Annotated in this window: 18 protein-coding genes; 15 read left to right on the top strand and 3 right to left on the bottom strand. The window is 70.2% G+C overall.

Annotation, left to right across the window (positions count from 1 at the left end; genetic code table 11):
- The first annotated feature begins 74 nt into the window (after positions 1 to 74).
- Entirely contained in the window at positions 75 to 1,232 is a 1,158-nt protein-coding gene (locus tag MYK68_RS18205) for a sensor histidine kinase (RefSeq protein ID WP_371307194.1), read from the top strand.
- Between the two features lie 12 nt (positions 1,233 to 1,244).
- Positions 1,245 to 1,934, top strand: a complete 690-nt coding sequence (locus MYK68_RS18200; RefSeq protein ID WP_247865148.1) for a winged helix-turn-helix domain-containing protein — start codon at positions 1,245 to 1,247, stop codon at positions 1,932 to 1,934.
- Positions 1,935 to 2,218: 284 nt separating this feature from the next.
- Here MYK68_RS18200 and MYK68_RS18195 read toward each other — a convergent pair whose 3' ends face one another.
- Positions 2,219 to 3,058, bottom strand: a complete 840-nt coding sequence (locus MYK68_RS18195; protein WP_247865147.1) for a DUF3109 family protein — start codon at positions 3,056 to 3,058, stop codon at positions 2,219 to 2,221.
- A 61-nt stretch (positions 3,059 to 3,119) separates the two neighbouring features.
- Between MYK68_RS18195 and MYK68_RS18190 the strand changes: the two genes are divergently transcribed.
- The 10 genes from MYK68_RS18190 (at position 3,120) to MYK68_RS18145 (ending at position 11,236) form a co-directional block, all read left to right on the top strand.
- Complete coding sequence (locus MYK68_RS18190; RefSeq protein WP_247865146.1) at positions 3,120 to 4,070, top strand: Ppx/GppA family phosphatase; 951 nt, start codon at positions 3,120 to 3,122, stop codon at positions 4,068 to 4,070.
- Positions 4,071 to 4,133: 63 nt separating this feature from the next.
- The gene (locus MYK68_RS18185; RefSeq protein ID WP_247865145.1) at positions 4,134 to 4,970 is read left to right on the top strand and encodes an Rv0497 family membrane protein; all 837 of its coding nucleotides are present in this window, start codon (positions 4,134 to 4,136) and stop codon (positions 4,968 to 4,970) included.
- Positions 4,971 to 4,986: 16 nt separating this feature from the next.
- On the top strand, positions 4,987 to 5,868 hold the full coding sequence (locus MYK68_RS18180) for a sugar phosphate isomerase/epimerase family protein (RefSeq protein WP_247865144.1): 882 nt from the start codon (positions 4,987 to 4,989) through the stop codon (positions 5,866 to 5,868).
- Positions 5,849 to 6,721 (top strand): thioesterase family protein, encoded by an 873-nt coding sequence (locus MYK68_RS18175; protein WP_247865143.1) that lies wholly within the window; start codon positions 5,849 to 5,851, stop codon positions 6,719 to 6,721. Before MYK68_RS18180 ends, MYK68_RS18175 begins: the two co-directional genes overlap by 20 nt.
- Positions 6,722 to 6,772: 51 nt before the next feature.
- Positions 6,773 to 7,651: a pyrroline-5-carboxylate reductase gene (gene proC / locus MYK68_RS18170; RefSeq protein ID WP_247865142.1), complete on the top strand. Its 879-nt coding sequence runs from the start codon at positions 6,773 to 6,775 to the stop codon at positions 7,649 to 7,651.
- Between the two features lie 181 nt (positions 7,652 to 7,832).
- Positions 7,833 to 8,078, top strand: a complete 246-nt coding sequence (locus MYK68_RS18165) for a helix-turn-helix domain-containing protein (RefSeq protein WP_247865141.1) — start codon at positions 7,833 to 7,835, stop codon at positions 8,076 to 8,078.
- Positions 8,079 to 8,323: 245 nt separating this feature from the next.
- Positions 8,324 to 8,425 carry a 30S ribosomal protein bS22 gene (locus MYK68_RS18160; RefSeq protein ID WP_003402602.1) on the top strand — a complete coding sequence of 34 codons (102 nt, stop codon included), beginning with the start codon at positions 8,324 to 8,326 and terminating at the stop codon, positions 8,423 to 8,425.
- Between the two features lie 62 nt (positions 8,426 to 8,487).
- Positions 8,488 to 9,543 carry an NAD-dependent epimerase/dehydratase family protein gene (locus MYK68_RS18155; RefSeq protein ID WP_247865140.1) on the top strand — a complete coding sequence of 352 codons (1,056 nt, stop codon included), beginning with the start codon at positions 8,488 to 8,490 and terminating at the stop codon, positions 9,541 to 9,543.
- Between the two features lie 63 nt (positions 9,544 to 9,606).
- A complete protein-coding gene (locus MYK68_RS18150; RefSeq protein WP_247865139.1) occupies positions 9,607 to 10,680 on the top strand; it encodes a lysophospholipid acyltransferase family protein in 1,074 nt (357 codons plus the stop codon).
- A 13-nt stretch (positions 10,681 to 10,693) separates the two neighbouring features.
- Positions 10,694 to 11,236 (top strand): hypothetical protein, encoded by a 543-nt coding sequence (locus MYK68_RS18145; RefSeq protein ID WP_247865138.1) that lies wholly within the window; start codon positions 10,694 to 10,696, stop codon positions 11,234 to 11,236.
- A 181-nt stretch (positions 11,237 to 11,417) separates the two neighbouring features.
- Here MYK68_RS18145 and MYK68_RS18140 read toward each other — a convergent pair whose 3' ends face one another.
- Together MYK68_RS18140 and MYK68_RS18135 are read right to left on the bottom strand one after the other, a co-directional pair.
- Positions 11,418 to 12,089 carry a pyridoxamine 5'-phosphate oxidase family protein gene (locus MYK68_RS18140; protein WP_247865137.1) on the bottom strand — a complete coding sequence of 224 codons (672 nt, stop codon included), beginning with the start codon at positions 12,087 to 12,089 and terminating at the stop codon, positions 11,418 to 11,420.
- A gap of 189 nt (positions 12,090 to 12,278) precedes the next feature.
- Positions 12,279 to 13,466 (bottom strand): HAD family hydrolase, encoded by a 1,188-nt coding sequence (locus MYK68_RS18135; RefSeq protein WP_247865136.1) that lies wholly within the window; start codon positions 13,464 to 13,466, stop codon positions 12,279 to 12,281.
- Between the two features lie 155 nt (positions 13,467 to 13,621).
- Between MYK68_RS18135 and MYK68_RS18130 the strand changes: the two genes are divergently transcribed.
- The 3 genes from MYK68_RS18130 to hemC all read left to right on the top strand — a co-directional run bounded on the left by MYK68_RS18130 (position 13,622) and on the right by hemC (position 16,328).
- Positions 13,622 to 13,891: a glutaredoxin family protein gene (locus tag MYK68_RS18130; protein WP_247868099.1), complete on the top strand. Its 270-nt coding sequence runs from the start codon at positions 13,622 to 13,624 to the stop codon at positions 13,889 to 13,891.
- A 131-nt stretch (positions 13,892 to 14,022) separates the two neighbouring features.
- Complete coding sequence (locus MYK68_RS18125; RefSeq protein ID WP_247865135.1) at positions 14,023 to 15,351, top strand: glutamyl-tRNA reductase; 1,329 nt, start codon at positions 14,023 to 14,025, stop codon at positions 15,349 to 15,351.
- A 35-nt stretch (positions 15,352 to 15,386) separates the two neighbouring features.
- Positions 15,387 to 16,328 carry a hydroxymethylbilane synthase gene (gene hemC / locus MYK68_RS18120; protein ID WP_247865134.1) on the top strand — a complete coding sequence of 314 codons (942 nt, stop codon included), beginning with the start codon at positions 15,387 to 15,389 and terminating at the stop codon, positions 16,326 to 16,328.
- Positions 16,329 to 16,343 lie beyond the last annotated feature (15 nt).

Here is a 16,343-nt window from a genome sequence, read left to right as displayed (position 1 = left end):
TCTTCCGTGAACAGCGCGCTAACCGGCTCGTCTCAGGTCGCCCCTGCGGGTTGACTGGTCGTAGACTGCCGGTTGTGTCCGAGTCCACCGCTAGCCCGCGCGTGCCCGATCATGCGGCCGGGCTGTCGGGTCCGGCCTTCGTCGACGAGGGTGCCGTCACCTACAACTCCGACGGCTCGGTGAGCCGCGGTGGCCTGCTGAATCTGCTGGTCACCCACTCGGAGTCGGGACTGGCCGTGGTCGATGTGGACCACAACATCGTGCTGTTCAACCAGCGGGCCGTCGAACTCGGGTTGCTGCGCGACGTGCTCGCCGATCCGGTCGCCGAAGTGGTCACCGAGGTCTTCGCGACCGGTGTCGACCGGCACTTCGAGTTCGTGCCGCCGGTGTCCACCATGGGCTTCGTCTCCACCGGGCGCACCATGCCGCGGACCATCGAGAACGTGCGCTGCGTGGTGCGCCTCGCCGAGCACGGGACGTCCCGGTACGCGCTCGTCTACGGCGACGACGACTCCACCAACCTCCGTGTCGAGGCCACCCGCCGCGACTTCGCCGCGAACGTCTCGCACGAGCTGAAGACCCCGCTCGGGGCGATCAGCCTGATGGCCGAGGCGATGCTCGAGTCGCGCGACGACCCGGCCGCCGTCGAGCACTTCGGGCACCGCGTGCTGCACGAGGCCACCCGGATGAGCACGCTGATCAACGAGCTGATCGGTCTGTCCCGTCTGCAGGAGGGCCGGATCGAGGAGTTCACCGAGGTCGACGTCGACGCCCTCATCGACGACGCGCTCTCGTCCGCGGCGGTGAGCGCCGAGGTGGGGCAGATCGAGCTGGTCAGTGACCGGCGGGCCGGTTACGTGGTACCCGGCGACCGCACCCTGCTGCTCACCGCGCTCAACAATCTGCTGGTCAACGCCATCAACCACTCGCAGCCCGGCGACGTCGTCTCGATCAGCCGGAAGCTGGTCGAGGTCGACGGTCAGACGATGGCGTCGATCGCGATCACCGACCGCGGCATCGGCATCGCGCCGGTCGATCAGCAGCGCGTGTTCGAGCGCTTCTTCCGCGTCGACAAGGCCCGGTCGCGCGCCACCGGCGGTACCGGGCTGGGCCTGGCGATCGTCAAACACGTGGCGGCGAGCCACGGCGGCCACATCGGACTGTGGAGCCGGCCCGGCACCGGATCGACCTTCACCCTGTATCTCCCCATCCAGCCGTCCCCAGAAACATAAGGAACCCACGCCTTGACGCACGTATTGATCGTCGAAGACGAGGAAGCCCTCGCCGACCCGCTGGCCTTCCTGCTCCGCAAGGAAGGCTTCGAGGCCAGCATCATCAACGACGGCTCCGAGGCCGTCGGCGCCTTCGAACGGCTCAGCCCCGACATCGTCCTGCTCGACCTCATGCTGCCCGGCATGTCGGGCACCGAGATCTGCAAGGTGATCCGCGCCAAGAGTTCCGTGCCGGTCATCATGGTGACCGCCCGGGACAGCGAGATCGACAAGGTGGTCGGCCTGGAACTCGGCGCCGACGACTACATCACCAAGCCGTACTCGGCGCGCGAGCTGATCGCCCGCATCCGGGCCGTGCTGCGCCGCGGCGGCGTGGTCGCGGACGACGATGATGCGGCGATCGGTGTCCTCGAGGTCGGGCCCGTCCGGATGGACGTGCAGCGGCACACGGTGACGGCCGCCGGCAACGAGGTGACCCTCCCGCTCAAGGAGTTCGACCTCCTGGAGTATCTGCTCCGCAACGCCGGCCGGGTGCTCACCCGCAGCCAGCTGATCGATCGGGTGTGGGGCGCCGACTACGTCGGCGACACCAAGACCCTCGACGTGCACGTCAAGCGGCTGCGCTCCAAGATCGAGCCCGATCCGTCACAGCCGCGTCACCTCATCACCCTGCGCGGTCTCGGCTACAAGTTCGAGCCCTGACGGTCGCTGCGCGACGTCTTTCGACTGAAGACTGTCTTTTTCGGGGCTGCTCGCTGCGCTCGCCCAGGTGAAGGAATGCGGTAGGACTCGCTGCGCTCGTGCTGCCGCATTCCTTCACCTGGTCCGGCCGCGGACTCGCTTCGCTGCGTCCGGGGCCGGAGGGTCGGGGTGTCCGTTCAGCCTGTTGGGTCCGGGGCCGGAGGGTCGGGGTGTCCGTTCAGCCCGTTGAGCCCGGCCGAGGCGATAGCCGAGGGCGGTGTCGAAACGTCGCTTCGTGACGGTGGCTACAGCTGCTCGTATTTGAGGTCGCGATCCAGGCGGGTCGTGGCGGCGGCGGTGGCCGGGTGGACCGCCACGATGCCCAGGCGGGTGCGCTGCCGGCACGCGGCGGCCAGCACCTCGTAGGCGGGGGCGCCGAGCAGTTCGGTGAGCTCCGGCGCGTACGACTCGAAGACCGGCGTCGCGCCGACGTGCGCGTCGGGGGAACCCGAGCAGTACCACTGCAGGTCGTGCCCGCCCTCGCCCCAGCCGCGGCGGTCGTATTCGGTGATCGTGGTCTTCAGGATCTCGGTGCCGTCGGGCCGGGTGACCCACTCCTGCTCGCGGCGCACCGGCAACTGCCAGCAGACGTCCGGCTTCACGGTCAGCGGCTCCAGGCCGCGGCGCAGGGCCATCGAATGCAGCGCGCAGCCGGGTCCGGCGGCGAAGCCGGGACGGTTCAGGAAGATGCACGCGCCCTTGACGGTGCGGGTCTTCAGCGCGGGCTCGTCGTCCAGATCGCTCTCCTCCAGATAGCCGCGCTCGCCCAGCGGATCGGCCCCGGAGCCCTTCTTGAAGAACTGCCAGTCGTCCGCGGTCAGCAGCGCCATCCCGGCCGCCAGTCGTTCGCGGTCCTCGTCGTCGGTGAGATACGCGCCGTGCGAGCAGCAGCCGTCGTCCGGCCGTCCGGCGATGATCCCCTGGCAGGCCGGGGTGCCGAACACGCACGACCACCTCGACAGCAGCCAGGTCAGATCGGCGCTGATCAGGTGCTCGGGATCGGCGGGATCGAAGAAGTCGTACCACTCGTGCGGGAAGTCGAGCGGAACCTCGGGCGCGGGCCGGCGCGGTTGATCGGGGGACACAACGATCCACGGTAGTCGCGCGCAGTTCACACGAGCGCCGCTGACACAGTAATTTGAGCGGGTGAGACTCGGAGTGCTCGATGTGGGCAGTAATACGGTGCACATGCTCGTCGTGGATGCGAAGGCGGGCGGCGCACCGACCGCGATGAGTTCGACCAAGGCGGTGCTGCGTCTGGCGGAGCAGATCGACGACGACGGCCGGATGACCAAGGCGGGCGCCGACTCGCTGGTCAGCACGATCGAGGACTTCACCCGGATCGCCGAGTCGTCCGGTTGCGGCGAGATCATGGCGTTCGCCACCTCGGCCACCCGCGACGCGACCAACTCCGACGAGGTGCTGCGCCGCGTCAAGAAGACCTCGGGGCTCGACGTCGTGGTGCTCAGCGGCGTCGACGAGGCCCGGCTGACCTCGCTCGCGGTGCGCCGCTGGTACGGTTGGCAGGCTGGCCGGATCCTGGCCCTCGACATCGGCGGCGGGTCGCTGGAGATGTCGAACGGCGTCGACGAGGAGCCCGACATCGCGATCTCGCTGCCGCTCGGCGCCGGCCGCGTGACCCGCGAGTGGATCCAGGACGACCCGCCGGACAGGCGCCGGATCGCGGTGCTGCGCGACTGGCTCGATGCCGAACTCAAAGGGCCGGCCAAGGAACTCCGCGCACCCGGCAAGCCCAGTCTGGCGGTCGGCTCGTCCAAGACCTTCCGCTCCCTGGCCCGGCTCACCGGTGCCGCGCCGTCGAGCGCCGGCCCGCGCGTGCAGCGCTCGGTGACCCAGGACGGCATCCGTCAGCTGATCTCGTTCATCTCCCGGATGACGACGGCCGACCGGGCCGAGCTGGAGGGGGTCAGTGCGGACCGGGCGCCCCAGATCGTGGCCGGCGCACTGGTGGCCGAGGCGACGATGCGGGCACTGGGTGTGGATAGACTCGAGATATGTCCGTGGGCGCTGCGCGAGGGCGTCATTCTCCGACGACTCGACAGTGAGCCTGCGGGACCGATGACCACCGACCACTAGGATTGTCGGAAACCCGCGGGGGAAGCACTCGCGGGCCGCGCGAGCAGGATGGAGTGGCCGCTGATGGCGCAGGAGCCGGATCCCGATTCCCGACCGATCACGGTCGACGAGTTGATCGCCCGTACCTCCGACGAGGCCGCCTTCCCGCGCGCCGGATCGCCGTCGGTCCACCGCGACCACCCGGCCGACGACGCGGCGGCGCCGACCGCCTCGGGGATGCCCGGCTACACGCCGCCGGCCAAGACCCCGACGGCCCGCGTGGTCGGCGCGAGCGGAATGCCGGCCTACGTGCCCGCGCCGTCGACGCAGGTCGGCGGCGAGTCGGCGAACGTGGTCACCGGCATCATCCCGGTGGTCTCCGGCGACGAGGACGACTTCGCGCCGATCGACACCGGGAGCCTGCGGGCCGTCGAACGCGACGACCTGCTCGGCGAAGACCTGCCGACCGGTGAACAGCCCGTCGTCACCACCACCGCCGCTTTCGCCTACGACGATGAGACCGGGACGGCGAGCGACACCGAGACGGTCGCCACGATCGTCGCCGACGAGGATGCCGACCACCTCGCGAGCCCGAGTGAACTCGCCGCGGCGCAGCGGGCCGACGACGACGCGGTGGAGGCCGCGGGCGACACCGGCGAACACCGGCGCTCGCCGGTCTGGGGCTGGCTCGGCCTGATCGGCGAGGTGATCCTCGGTCTGGCGATCGGTGCCGGCCTGTTCTGGGGCTTCACCGTGCTCTGGAGGGAGTACGTGTACTTCGCCCTGGTCCTGGCCGTGCTGGTGATCTTCGCGATCGTGACCTTCGCGTACGTGCTGCGCAAGCGCGACCTGCCGACCACCCTGCTGGCGCTGGCGGTGGGTCTGATCGTGACGATCGGCCCGCTCGTCCTGCTGGTCTAGCGTCGAGGGAACGGCCGTGCGCCCCGAGATCCCGATCGGCCTGTCCACGGCCTCGGTCTATCCGCAGAACACCGAGGCGGCGTTCGCCTACGCGGCGGAGATTGGCTACGACGGCGTCGAACTGATGGTCTGGTCCGATCCGGTCAGCCAGGACGTCTCGCATGTCGCGCACCTGTCGCAGAAGTACCAGGTGCCGGTGCTCTCGATCCATGCGCCGTGTCTGCTGATCAGCCAGCGGGTGTGGGGCCGTGATCCGTCGGCCAAGCTGGTGCGTTCGGTGCAGGCGGCGGAGGACCTGGGCGCCGACACCGTCGTGGTGCATCCGCCGTTCCGCTGGCAGCGCGAGTACGTGCGTGGCTTCGACCGGCTGGTACGACGCCTCGAAGCCGAGTCCGACGTCCGGGTGGCCGTGGAGAACATGTTCCCGATGCGGGCGGACCGGCTGTTCGGCAGCGGCACCCGATCGGCGCAGCGGATGGCCAACCGCGGCGGCGGGCCGGGACTCGCCGCATCGGCCTTCGGGAAGTCGATCGACCCGACCGATCACGGATACGACAGCTACACGCTCGACCTGTCGCATGCGGCCGCGGCCGGCGTCGACGCGCTTGCGATGGTGGAGCGGATGGGCGGCGCGCTGGCCCACCTGCACCTGACCGACGGGACCGGCGCCGCGACCGACGAGCATCTGATCCCCGGCGACGGCGGTCAGCCCTGCGTCGAGGTCTGCCGTCACCTGGCGGCCGGTGATTTCACCGGGTCGGTGGTGCTGGAGGTGCACACCGGATCGGCCAAGAGCAAGGCCGAGCGCACCGCGATGCTGACGCGTTCGCTGGAATTCGCCCGGCGCCATACCGATCGCAGTACCGCGGAGGAGACCGATGTCGACCGCACTTGGTGACCTGCTCGATCTGACGGTGACCGACCGGGCGCCGGATTCCAGTGCGATCGGGTACCGGGGGAGTATCTCCGCGGTGTTCACGATCGGGCCGAAGGTACACGGCGGAAGCCTGCAGATGATGGTGGCCGCCGCGGCCCGGCGAGCGCTGAGCGACCTGGCCGAGCCCGACGCCGATCCGGCGTTGCTCGACGGGGTGTCGTCGCTCGCGCTGGCCAGCGACTACCTGGCCGCACCCGATCCGGACGAGGTGGACCTGGCGGTACGGATCGTCAAACGGGGCCGGACGGTGTCGCTGGCCCACGTCGAGGTGACCCAGCGCGGCAGGCTCATGGTGTCGTCGACGGTCACTCTCGGGCGCCTGGACACCGGGGAACCGCACCATCGTGGCGCCACCCCGGTCGACGACCTGCCGGCCGAACCGGTGCCCGGAGCCGTGGCTATCGGCGACTCGCCGCTCGGCGAGGTGATGCACCTGGCGCCGGCGCTCGACCTGTCGCTCGACCCGGACTGGTTCCCGGTGCTGCGCGGCGGGACCGGTGAACCCGCGATCCGCGGGTGGACCCGGCCGCGGGACGCGGCGGCGCAGCCGGAGACGATGGCTCTCGACTTCCCGGTGCTGGTCTGCGACATCTCGCCGCCGGTGGTGATGAACCTGGGACTGTTCGGCTGGGCGCCGACCGTGCAGCTCACCACCTATCTGCGGCGCGTTCCGGAACCGGGCTGGCTGCGCTTCGCGGCGACCAGCACCGAGGTGGGCCGGGGCATGTTCGCCGAGGATCACGTCGTCGTCGACGCCGCCGGTGCGTTGGTGGCGCAGTCCCGGCAGCTGGCACTGATTCCGGCGCGGCGCTGACCGGCCCGGGAGTCCAGGGCGATTTTCCGTGACGAGAACGAGAGTGGAGACATGACAGAGCGCATTGCGATCATCGGCGGCGGCAAGATCGGCGAGGCCCTGCTGGCCGGGCTGATCAACGCGGGGAAGCCGGTGCGGGACCTGGTGGTGGTCGAGAAGCTGCCCGCGCGGTCGGCGGAGCTGGCGGACGAGTACGGCGTGCGGGTCACCACGGACACCCGCGACGCCGCTGAGAGCGCGCAGGTGGTGTTCCTGGCCGTCAAACCGGACGGTGTCGACGATGTCCTGCGCGACCTGGCGCGCGCGGAGGATCACGGGGAGAGCGAGCGCATCACGGTGACCCTGGTCGCCGGGATCCCGACGGCGCGTTACGAGGCCGCGCTCCCGGCCGGCTCTCCGGTGGTCCGTGTGATGCCCAATACGCCGATGCTCGTGAACGAGGCGATGAGCGCCGTCAGCGGCGGGCGGTACGCGAACGACGACCAGGTGGCCGTCGCGGTCCGGCTGATGGAGACCGTCGGCAAGGTGATGGTGGTCCCGGAGAAGCAGATGGACGCGGTGACCGCGATCTCCGGTTCCGGCCCCGCCTACTTCTTCCTGCTCGTCGAGGCGCTCACCGACGCGGGCGTCGGACTCGGGCTGGCCCGGCCGCAGGCGCTGGAACTGGCCGCGCAGACGCTGCGCGGTTCGGGACTGCTGCTCAGCGAGTCGGGACTCTCGCCGGTCGACCTGCGGGCCGCGGTCACCTCGCCCGGCGGCACGACGGCCGCGGCGCTGCGCGAGTTCGAGCGATTCGGGCTCCGGCACGCGGCGAGCGAGGCCGCCCGGGCGGCCGCCGAGGTCAGCCGTCAGGCGACACGTCGAGTCGACATTGAGGGTTCTCGCGGGTCGGGTGCGTCGAACGCCGATTTGGGCGCCGACGAGCACTGACGCCGCTACCTGCGATTTCTTCCGCTTTTCCGGTGTGAACCGACGCCGATCGGCAGGTTTTAGCCACTCACGTCGCATATTTCACATCCGCCACGTTAAGCTGCTGGCAGCACGTACGTGTCTATGTCCGCCGGAGGGGAAGCCGGTGGCCGCGATGCGTGCACCGGAGGTTTATATATTCATGGCTGCTGCAGATAAGCCTGGAGATAGGAACGACTTCGCCGACGCCCGCACCGCGGGCGCCAGTTCGGCGTCGCAGTTCCTCACCGTCGCCGAGGTCGCCGCGCTGATGCGCGTCTCCAAGATGACCGTGTACCGCCTGGTGCACAATGGTGAGCTGCCCGCCGTCCGCGTGGGCCGCTCGTTCCGTGTGCACGCCAAGGCTGTGCACGACTACCTGGAGACCTCCTACTTCGACGCCGGCTAGTCGACCGGGTCCTTCGCCGAGTTCGTGACGGTCGAGCGGAGTCGAGACCACACGGCAGATGTGTGGCCTAGACTCCGCTCGATCGGCATGGAAGGCGCAGCCGATTTCGCCATGAAGTCGGGTAATCGCTAGAATGAACACTCGGGTCCCGGTCGCTGCTGAGCGGGACTGGAGCGCCGCCGTTCGTCGTCGCTTGACGCCGTGGTGGCCTACGGACCATCAGCACCGATCGTGAGGAGACCCCCATGGGTTCAGTGATCAAGAAGCGCCGCAAGCGCATGTCGAAGAAGAAGCACCGCAAGCTGCTGCGCCGCACGCGCGTTCAGCGTCGCAAGCTCGGCAAGTGACGATCATGTGAAAGAGACCCGCCCGATCCCGGGCGGGTCTCTTCGTTCGTTAACCTGATGTCATGTCTGAGGCAGCGCCGATCACTCCGCCGCGGTCGGTGCTCGTCACCGGCGCCTCCAGTTTCATGGGCGGCTACCTGGTGTCGCGGCTGGCCGAGAACCCGGACATCGAGCGCGTGGTGGCCGTCGACTCCCGGGTGCCCACCAAGTCGCTGATGCGGCGGATGGGGCGCGCGGAGTTCCTGCGCCTGGACATCCGGCGCCCGGCCATCGCCAAGGCGCTCGCCAGCTACGAGGTCGACACCGTCGTCCATGCGGCGCCGTCGCTCATGGATTCGGCCGGTCATTCCCCGGCCATCAAGGAGCTGAACGTCGTCGGCTCCATGCAGGTGTGCGCGGCCTGCCAGCGCACCCCCAGCGTCAAACGGCTGATTCTGCGGTCCACCGCGATGATCTACGGCGCCAGTTCCGGTGACCCGGCGTACTTCGCCGAGGGGACGCCCGCGCGTCGCGAGCCGCGCCGCGGCTACGGCCGGGACATGCTCGACGTCGAGGGTTACGCGCGCGGTCTGGCCCGGCGCCGCCAGGACATCGCCGTGACCATCCTGCGTCCGCAGGCGATCCTCGGTCCGCGGATCGCGACGCGGATGAGCGCCTACCTCGCGATGCCGGTGGTGCCGGTGGCCTTCGGGCATCAGGCACGACTGCAATTCCTGCACGAGGAGGACGCGCTGGCGGCGCTGGAGCACGCCACGCTGCGCCGCATCCCGGGCACCTTCAATCTGGCCGGTGACGGCGTCGTCAGTCTGTCGCAGGCGGTGCACCGCGCCGGACATCTGCAACTGCCGGTGCCCGCGCCGCTGCTGACCTCGCTGATCGGTGTCCTCAAGGACGGTCGCGTGCCGGTGATCCGCGGCGAACAGGAGAGCTACCTCGCCTTCGGCCGGGTGCTCGACACCACCCGCATGCGTGGTGAGCTGGGATTCGAGCCGCGCTACACGACGCTGCAGACGCTCGACGACTTCATCGAACGCGGCCGCACCGAACCCGCCATCGGCGCCTCCGCGTGGCGTTCGCTGGAACGTCGGGCAGTGTCGGCCGCCACTGCGCTGTTGTGAACAGGGCACTACGATGAGGGATCGCAGATCGGCACCGATACCGGGAGAGGGGGTACATCCGCAATGGCCTCGATCGACAAACCAGCGGACGCGCGCACCGCGAAGGTGATCTCGCTGTACACTTCCGGCGCCCGCGCGGCCGGCATGGCGCAGGGGCATCCGAACACCGACGGCTTCGGCCGTCCGGCGGCGGACGTCGTCCCGATCAGTAACGAGATCCTGCTGCCCGACGAGCCGTCGCAGACGATCGATCCGGTTCGGAACTCGCCGCTCTTCAGCCTCGGCGGCCTGCGGTCCGCGGTCGCCGACACCCTGATCGCCACGTCCGGCTTCATCCGCGAACGGATGACCGGTGACTACGCCGTCGACGACTTCGGCTTCGACCCGCACTTCACCGAGACGGTCTGGTTCCCGGCCGTGCGGCAGCTGTACCAGAAGTGGTTCCGGGTGGAGGTCTCCGGCGTGGAGAACCTGCCCGCGGAGGGGGCGGCGCTGCTCGTCGCCAACCACGCGGGGACCATCCCGGTCGACGCGATCATCTGCTCGCTCGCCGTGCGCGACAACCACCCGAACCAGCGGTACCTGCGGCCGCTCGCGGCGGACATGGCCTTCGACACCCCGGTGATCAGCGACATCGCGCGCCGCATCGGTGCCACGCTGGCCTGCACCGACGACGCCGAGGCGCTGCTGCGTCAGGGCGAACTGACCGCGGTGTGGCCGGAGGGCTTCAAGGGCATCGGCAAGATGTACAAGGACCGCTACAAGCTGCAGCGCTTCGGCCGCGGCGGGTTCGTGACGACGGCGATCCGCACCGGGGCGCCGATCATCCCGATGTCGATCGTCGGCTCGGAGGAGATCTACCCGATGGTCGCCGACCTCAAGCCGCTCGCCAAGGCGCTCGGCCTGCCGTACTTCCCGGTGACACCGCTGTTCCCGCTGCTCGGGCCTCTCGGCCTGATTCCGCTGCCGTCCAAGTGGCACATCCACTTCGGCCGGCCGATCGACACGTCGTCGTACGACGTGAGCGCCGCCGACGACCCGATGGTGGTGTTCGACCTCACCGACCACGTCCGCGAGGAGATCCAGCAGACGCTGTTCCGGATGCTTTCGCGCCGCGGCAGCGTCTATCTCGGCTGACCGGTTCGGCGGGATGAGTGGAACGGCGGACGGCAGGCTCGTCGTCCACGCCTGGCTCAGCGTCCCGAAGATCCTGGCCGGGATCGTGGTCGCTTTCGTGGTCGTCATCTGTCTAGGGACGGGCGCTGAGAATGTGGTCAAGGCGCTGGTCGGCGCCGGTGATTCGGCGCCGGGGGCCGGTGGGGCTCTGATCGTCGTCGGTCTGGTCATCGCCGCCGCATTCACAGGCATTCTGCGGCTACTCAGGCGCCAGATCGCGGTCCTGGACCCCGGCGGCATCGTCATCTCGGGCCTCGATCCGCAGGTCGTGAGTCTGCGCTGGTCCGAGGTCAGGCAGGTGAGCCTGGTGGTGCGGGGCGCCCGGCGGCAGTGGGACGTCCCGGAGATGAGTTTCCACATGTCGTATCCGTACGCGCCGACCCTGGACTTCAGGCCCGGCGTCCGCCCCAAACCCGCCCGGGTGCTCGCGTACATCGCGACGGTCGCCCCGCAGGTCGCGATCGATGACCGCGGCCGCCTAGCCGCCCCGCCCCTCGGCCGTCATGGAGCGGTTTGACCCAAGCGTGACGGGCCGGGACGACCCGGTCGGCGCGTTCGGTGATGACCTGGGGTTTCGTCAACCCCGACGGTGGGATACGCCACGGTACTGGTCAATCCGTGAGGAGCCGGCGCTGATCCGCCGGGCCGCTGGCGTCGTCCGCGCTGCTGGCGGATCTGGACGGCGCGGGCTAGTACAGCTAGGTAGCGCCCGCGTCACGGAAGAACGCCAGCGGCCCCGCGTCCGGATCCACCGGACCCGACGCGATACGACGCACCGAGGCGGGGGTCTCGCCACCGGTGTACCGGCGAGCCTGTCCGAAACCCGAGACGACGTCCACGACGCCGGTCCACTCGGCGGAGTCGGAGCTCGGACCGCCGCGTCGGGCCTTGGCGATCCAGTGGTCGTCGACGATCGGCAGCCGCAGGATCGCCGTGGCGGCCAAGTCCTTGGCGGTCGGTGGCGGCAACTCGGCGGACCGTCCGGGAAGGATCGCGTCGGTGAGAGCGATCAGGGCGGCGGCGGGGTCGTCGCAGGCCGTCAGGTGTCCCCGCAGAACCGCCGAGCGGTAGTTCGCCGAGTGGTCCATCAGCGTGTCGGCCACGACGAGCCCGTCGACCAGGGTGACGGTCAGTGTCACCGGTGCACCGGCCGCGACATGGCGCAGCGCGCCCGCGCCGGTGGAGCCGTGCACCAGGACGTCGTCGCCGACACGGGCGAAGATCATCGGGACCGACCAGGGGAAGCCGTCGACGACGGTCGACAGCGTGCCGACCCACGTCGAATCGAGGATCTCGTCGAGCAGCTCGCGATCGCCCCGGCGGTCGCGTTTCCGCTTCAGGGAGCCGAGGATGTCCGGTTCGGTGACCATGGCGACTCATCCTCGCCGCGCGGGCCGCCGTCGGCAACCGAATTTCCGGCGGGTGGTGGCGATACCGGCGTAGTCGCGCGCCGCGGGCGAATCCGGATCAGGCGGGTCGGGTAGCGCCCGCGTCGTGGAAGAACGGCGGCGTGCGGGAGACATGCCGGCGTCGTCGTCGACGACGTCCCCGTGCGCGGCCTATCGGTGGGCGAGCCGCTCGCGCAGGAGGTGCCCGACGATGAACGCGCCGCCGGTCGCCGCGCCCAGGACCATCGCGCTGCCCAGGCCGTATTTGGCGGCCTTGCGTGCCGTGCGGAAGTCGTACGACTCCCAGCCGCGGACCTTCGCGACGTCGCGTAGGTCGGCGTCGGGGTTGATCGCGACCGCGGTGCCGACCAGCGAGAGCATCGGGACGTCGTTGTAGGAGTCCGAATACGCGGTGCACCGCTTGAGGTTCAGGCCCTCCCGGACGGCGAGCGAGCGGATGGCGTGCGCCTTGCCTGGGCCGTGCAGGATGTCGCCGACCAGCCGGCCGGTGAAGATGCCGTCCTCGCTCTCGGCGACCGTGCCGAGGGCGCCGGTCAGGCCGAGGCGCTTGGCGATCACCTGCGCGAGCTCCACCGGGGTCGCGGTGACCAGCCACACCTGCTGTCCGGCCGCCAGATGGCGCTGGGCGAGGGCCTGTGTGCCGGGCCAGATCTTGTCGGCGATGTAGTCGTCGTAGATCTCCTCGCCGAGCTGCACCAGTTCCTCGGTGGGGCGTCCGGCGATGAAGCTGAGGGCCTTGTCGCGGCCCTGTGCGACGTCGTCCATGTTCTCCCGGCCGGTCAGCCGGAACTTCGCCTGCTGCCAGACCGCCGACATGATGTCGCTGTACGAGAAGTACTTGTGCGCGGCCAGGCCGCGGGCGAACAGCACGATCGACGCGCCGTGCACCAGCGTGTTGTCGACGTCGAAGAACGCGGCCGCGGTCAGGTCGGTGATCTGCCCGTCTGCGGTGGCCGCCTCGTCCGGGATGCGGGCCCGCAGCGATTCGATCGCGGCGGTGGCCGATGCTTCACCGGCGAGCACCTGCCGCAGTTCGGCCGCGCTCTGCCGGAACCGGCCGGCCCGGTCGGACAGCCACGCGGCGACGCGGCGGCTCTCCTCCTCTTCGCGGAGCGCGGCCTCCGCGGCCTCGCTCAGCTCTTCGCCGAGCTCGGCCTCGGCGGCGTCGATCTCGGCGTCCGTCACATGCTCGCCGAACTGCTCCACCGCCAGCTCCTGCGCCTCGCGCACCGACGCGGCGAGTTCGGCGTCGTCGTCCACGCTGGCCCCGGGCTCGGGGTCGGTGGATTCGGGCGACGGGGTGAACTCGTCGTCGGGTTCGGGCGCGTTGCGGCTCACGAGCCACCTCCTCGGGCAGTCGGGTGAAGCGGATGCCCCCAGCCTATCGCGGGGAACCGACGGCGGCCCGCGCGCGAGGGCGCGTCGTACGTCACGCCGCGTGGGTAGACTCGCCGGTCGTGGAAGCCTCGAAGAATCGCCCGGTCGTGACCCTGATGACCCGTGCCGGATGCCACGCGTGCGCCACCGCGCACGACCAGCTGTCCGCGATTCTCGCCGGCTACGGACTGACCGCCGAGATCGTCGACGTCGATGCGGCGGCCGCCGCCGGCGACCCCGAGCCGCGCGCCGAGTACGGCGACCGGGTTCCGGTGATCCTGCTCGACGGCGCCGAACACGGCTACTGGGAGGTCGACGAACCGCGGCTGCGGGCCGACCTGGAGGCCCGTCTCGGACCGGTCCCAGGCGCCGCCGCGGAGGGGTGAACGGGCCGGTTCACCAGGCACATGGTGTCTTTCGCGCGGCGTGAACTAATCTGTGTAGTACATGTGCTCGCCTCGGGGACGTGAACGCGGCGTGAAATCGGTGCCGCGCAAGTACGAGGAACGGTGACAGCGTGAGTCTTTTGTTGTTCGGGTTCTCCCATCGGAGTGCACCCGTCCCGGTGCTCGAACGACTCGCCGTCTCCGACTTCGATCGCCCCAAAGTGGTCGAATCGCTCATGCAGAGCCGCGCCGTGTCCGAGGCCATGCTCGTCTCCACCTGCAACCGCATCGAGGTCTACGCGGTGGTCGACGCCTTCCACCCCGCCCTCGAGGCCGTCGGCCAGGTGCTCGGTGACCATTCCGGGATGGCGGTCGGCGAGATGACCGATCACGCCTACGTCCACTACTCCGAGGCCGCGGTGGAGCACCTGTTCACGGTGGCCGCCGGACTGGACTCCATGGTGGTCGGCGAACAGCAGATCCTCGGGCAGATCCGCAGCGCCTACACCGTCGCCGACGAATGCCGCTCGGCCGGCAGCACCCTCCACGAACTCGCGCAGCAGGCCCTCCGCGTCGGCAAGCGCGTCCACACCGAGACCGGCATCGACCGGGCCGGCGCCTCCGTGGTGTCGGTGGCGATTCAGCGGGCCCGCGCCGTCCGCGGCGAAGGCCGGCCGCCGATGCGCCGCGCCGTGGTGATCGGCGCCGGCGCGATGGGCTCGCTGGCCACCAGCCAGCTGGCGCGCGAGGGCGTCACCGAGATGATCGTCGTGAACCGCACCGCCGACCGGGCCGCCGAACTCGCGGCCGGTGTCGCCGAACGCTACGGCGTCAGCGCCCGCGGCGTCGGCTTCGACGACGTCGCCGCGGCGATGGCCGACGCCGACATCGTGGTGACCGCGACCGGTTCGGTCACCCCGGTGCTCCAGGTGGGCGACGTGCACCAGGCGCTGATCCGGCGCCAGTCGATGGTGCCCCTGATGATCTGCGACCTCGGCCTGCCCCGGAACGTCGACACCGCCGCGGCCCGGCTGCCCGGTGTGCACGTGATCGACATCGAGAGCCTGCGCGGGGTCTCCGAGGCCAAGGCGGCCGTCGACGACGCCGCCGCGGCGCGCACCATCGTCGCCGCCGAACTGGCCGACTATCTGGCCGCGCAGCGACAGGCCCAGGTCACGCCCACCGTCGCCGCACTGCGCCAGCGGGCCGCGGACGTCGTCGAGGCCGAGATCCTGCGCCTGGAGAGCCGCCTGCCCGACCTGGACGCCGCCCAGCGCGACGAGGTGGCCAAGACGGTGCGCCGCGTCGCCGACAAACTGCTGCACGCGCCGACCGTGCGCGTCAAACAGCTCGCCTCCGCCGGGAACGGTGATCACTACGCCGAGGCGCTGCGCGAGCTGTTCGAGCTCAAGCCGGGCACCGCCGAACAGGTGGCGGCCCCGGATTCCGGACTGTCGTAACCGGCCCCAGGGCCGGGTGAACCCCGAGGAGATTCGTGTCCGACCCTGCTCCCATCCGTATCGGTACCCGCGGCTCGCTGCTGGCCACCACCCAGGCGCAGGGCGTCGCCGACCGGCTCGCCGCGCTCGGGCATCCCGCCGAACTGGTGATCATCAAGACGCCCGGCGACCTGTCGGCCGCACCGGTGGAGCAGATCGGGGTCGGCGTCTTCACCACCGCGATCCGCGTCGCGCTGCGCGAACGCGACTGTGACGTCGCGATCCACTCCTACAAGGACCTGCCCACCGCGCCGGAATCCGACCTGGCGATGGCCGCGGTTCCCGAGCGGGTGGATCCGCGAGATGCGCTGGTCAGCCGGGATGGCATGGTCCTCGGTGAGTTGCCGGTGGGCTCGGTGATCGGGACGTCGTCGCCGCGTCGGGCCGCGCAGCTTAGAGCACTGGGTCTCGGTTTGGAAATTCGCCCCCTTCGAGGCAACCTTGATTCTCGGTTGGGCAAAGTCGCGAACGGTGAACTGGACGCGGTGGTCGTCGCCCGAGCCGGACTGGTACGCATCGGCCGCGCCGATGTCGTCACCGAGGCACTGGACCCCGTGGTCATGGTGCCCGCGCCGGCGCAGGGGGCACTGGCCGTCGAGTGCCGCGCCGACGATGCCGAACTGGTGAGAATCCTCGCTGAGTTGGACGACCCGTCCACCCGAGCGGCGGTCGACGCCGAACGCGCGGTGCTCGCGGCCCTGGAGGCCGGGTGCACGGCACCGGTCGGCGCCATCGCCGAGGTGGTCGAATCGCTCGATGACGCCGGGCGCATCTTCGCCGAACTGTCGCTGCGCGCGGTGGTGGCGGCCGAGGACGGATCAGAAGTGATCCGCGCTTCGGCGGTGGGTCCGGTCGATCGGGCCGCCGAGCTGGGCAGGGATCTCGCCGCCGAACTGCTGGAGCTCGGTGCCGCCGCACTCGTCGGACCGGAGTCGTGACCTACGACCCCGCCT

This window comes from Gordonia sp. PP30, from assembly GCF_023100845.1.
Lineage (GTDB): Bacteria > Actinomycetota > Actinomycetes > Mycobacteriales > Mycobacteriaceae > Gordonia.
This window is presented reverse-complemented; position numbering and strand designations above follow the sequence as displayed.

Coding starts and splice junctions, on each gene's coding strand:
- MYK68_RS18185 (WP_247865145.1), top strand. CDS start 4,134: ATGGCGCAGGAGCCGGATCCCGATTCCCGACCGATCACGGTCGACGAG.
- MYK68_RS18155 (WP_247865140.1), top strand. CDS start 8,488: ATGTCTGAGGCAGCGCCGATCACTCCGCCGCGGTCGGTGCTCGTCACC.
- MYK68_RS18165 (WP_247865141.1), top strand. CDS start 7,833: ATGGCTGCTGCAGATAAGCCTGGAGATAGGAACGACTTCGCCGACGCC.
- MYK68_RS18140 (WP_247865137.1), bottom strand. CDS start 12,089: ATGGTCACCGAACCGGACATCCTCGGCTCCCTGAAGCGGAAACGCGAC.
- MYK68_RS18175 (WP_247865143.1), top strand. CDS start 5,849: ATGTCGACCGCACTTGGTGACCTGCTCGATCTGACGGTGACCGACCGG.
- MYK68_RS18130 (WP_247868099.1), top strand. CDS start 13,622: ATGACCCGTGCCGGATGCCACGCGTGCGCCACCGCGCACGACCAGCTG.
- MYK68_RS18160 (WP_003402602.1), top strand. CDS start 8,324: ATGGGTTCAGTGATCAAGAAGCGCCGCAAGCGCATGTCGAAGAAGAAG.
- MYK68_RS18150 (WP_247865139.1), top strand. CDS start 9,607: ATGGCCTCGATCGACAAACCAGCGGACGCGCGCACCGCGAAGGTGATC.
- proC (WP_247865142.1), top strand. CDS start 6,773: ATGACAGAGCGCATTGCGATCATCGGCGGCGGCAAGATCGGCGAGGCC.
- MYK68_RS18145 (WP_247865138.1), top strand. CDS start 10,694: ATGAGTGGAACGGCGGACGGCAGGCTCGTCGTCCACGCCTGGCTCAGC.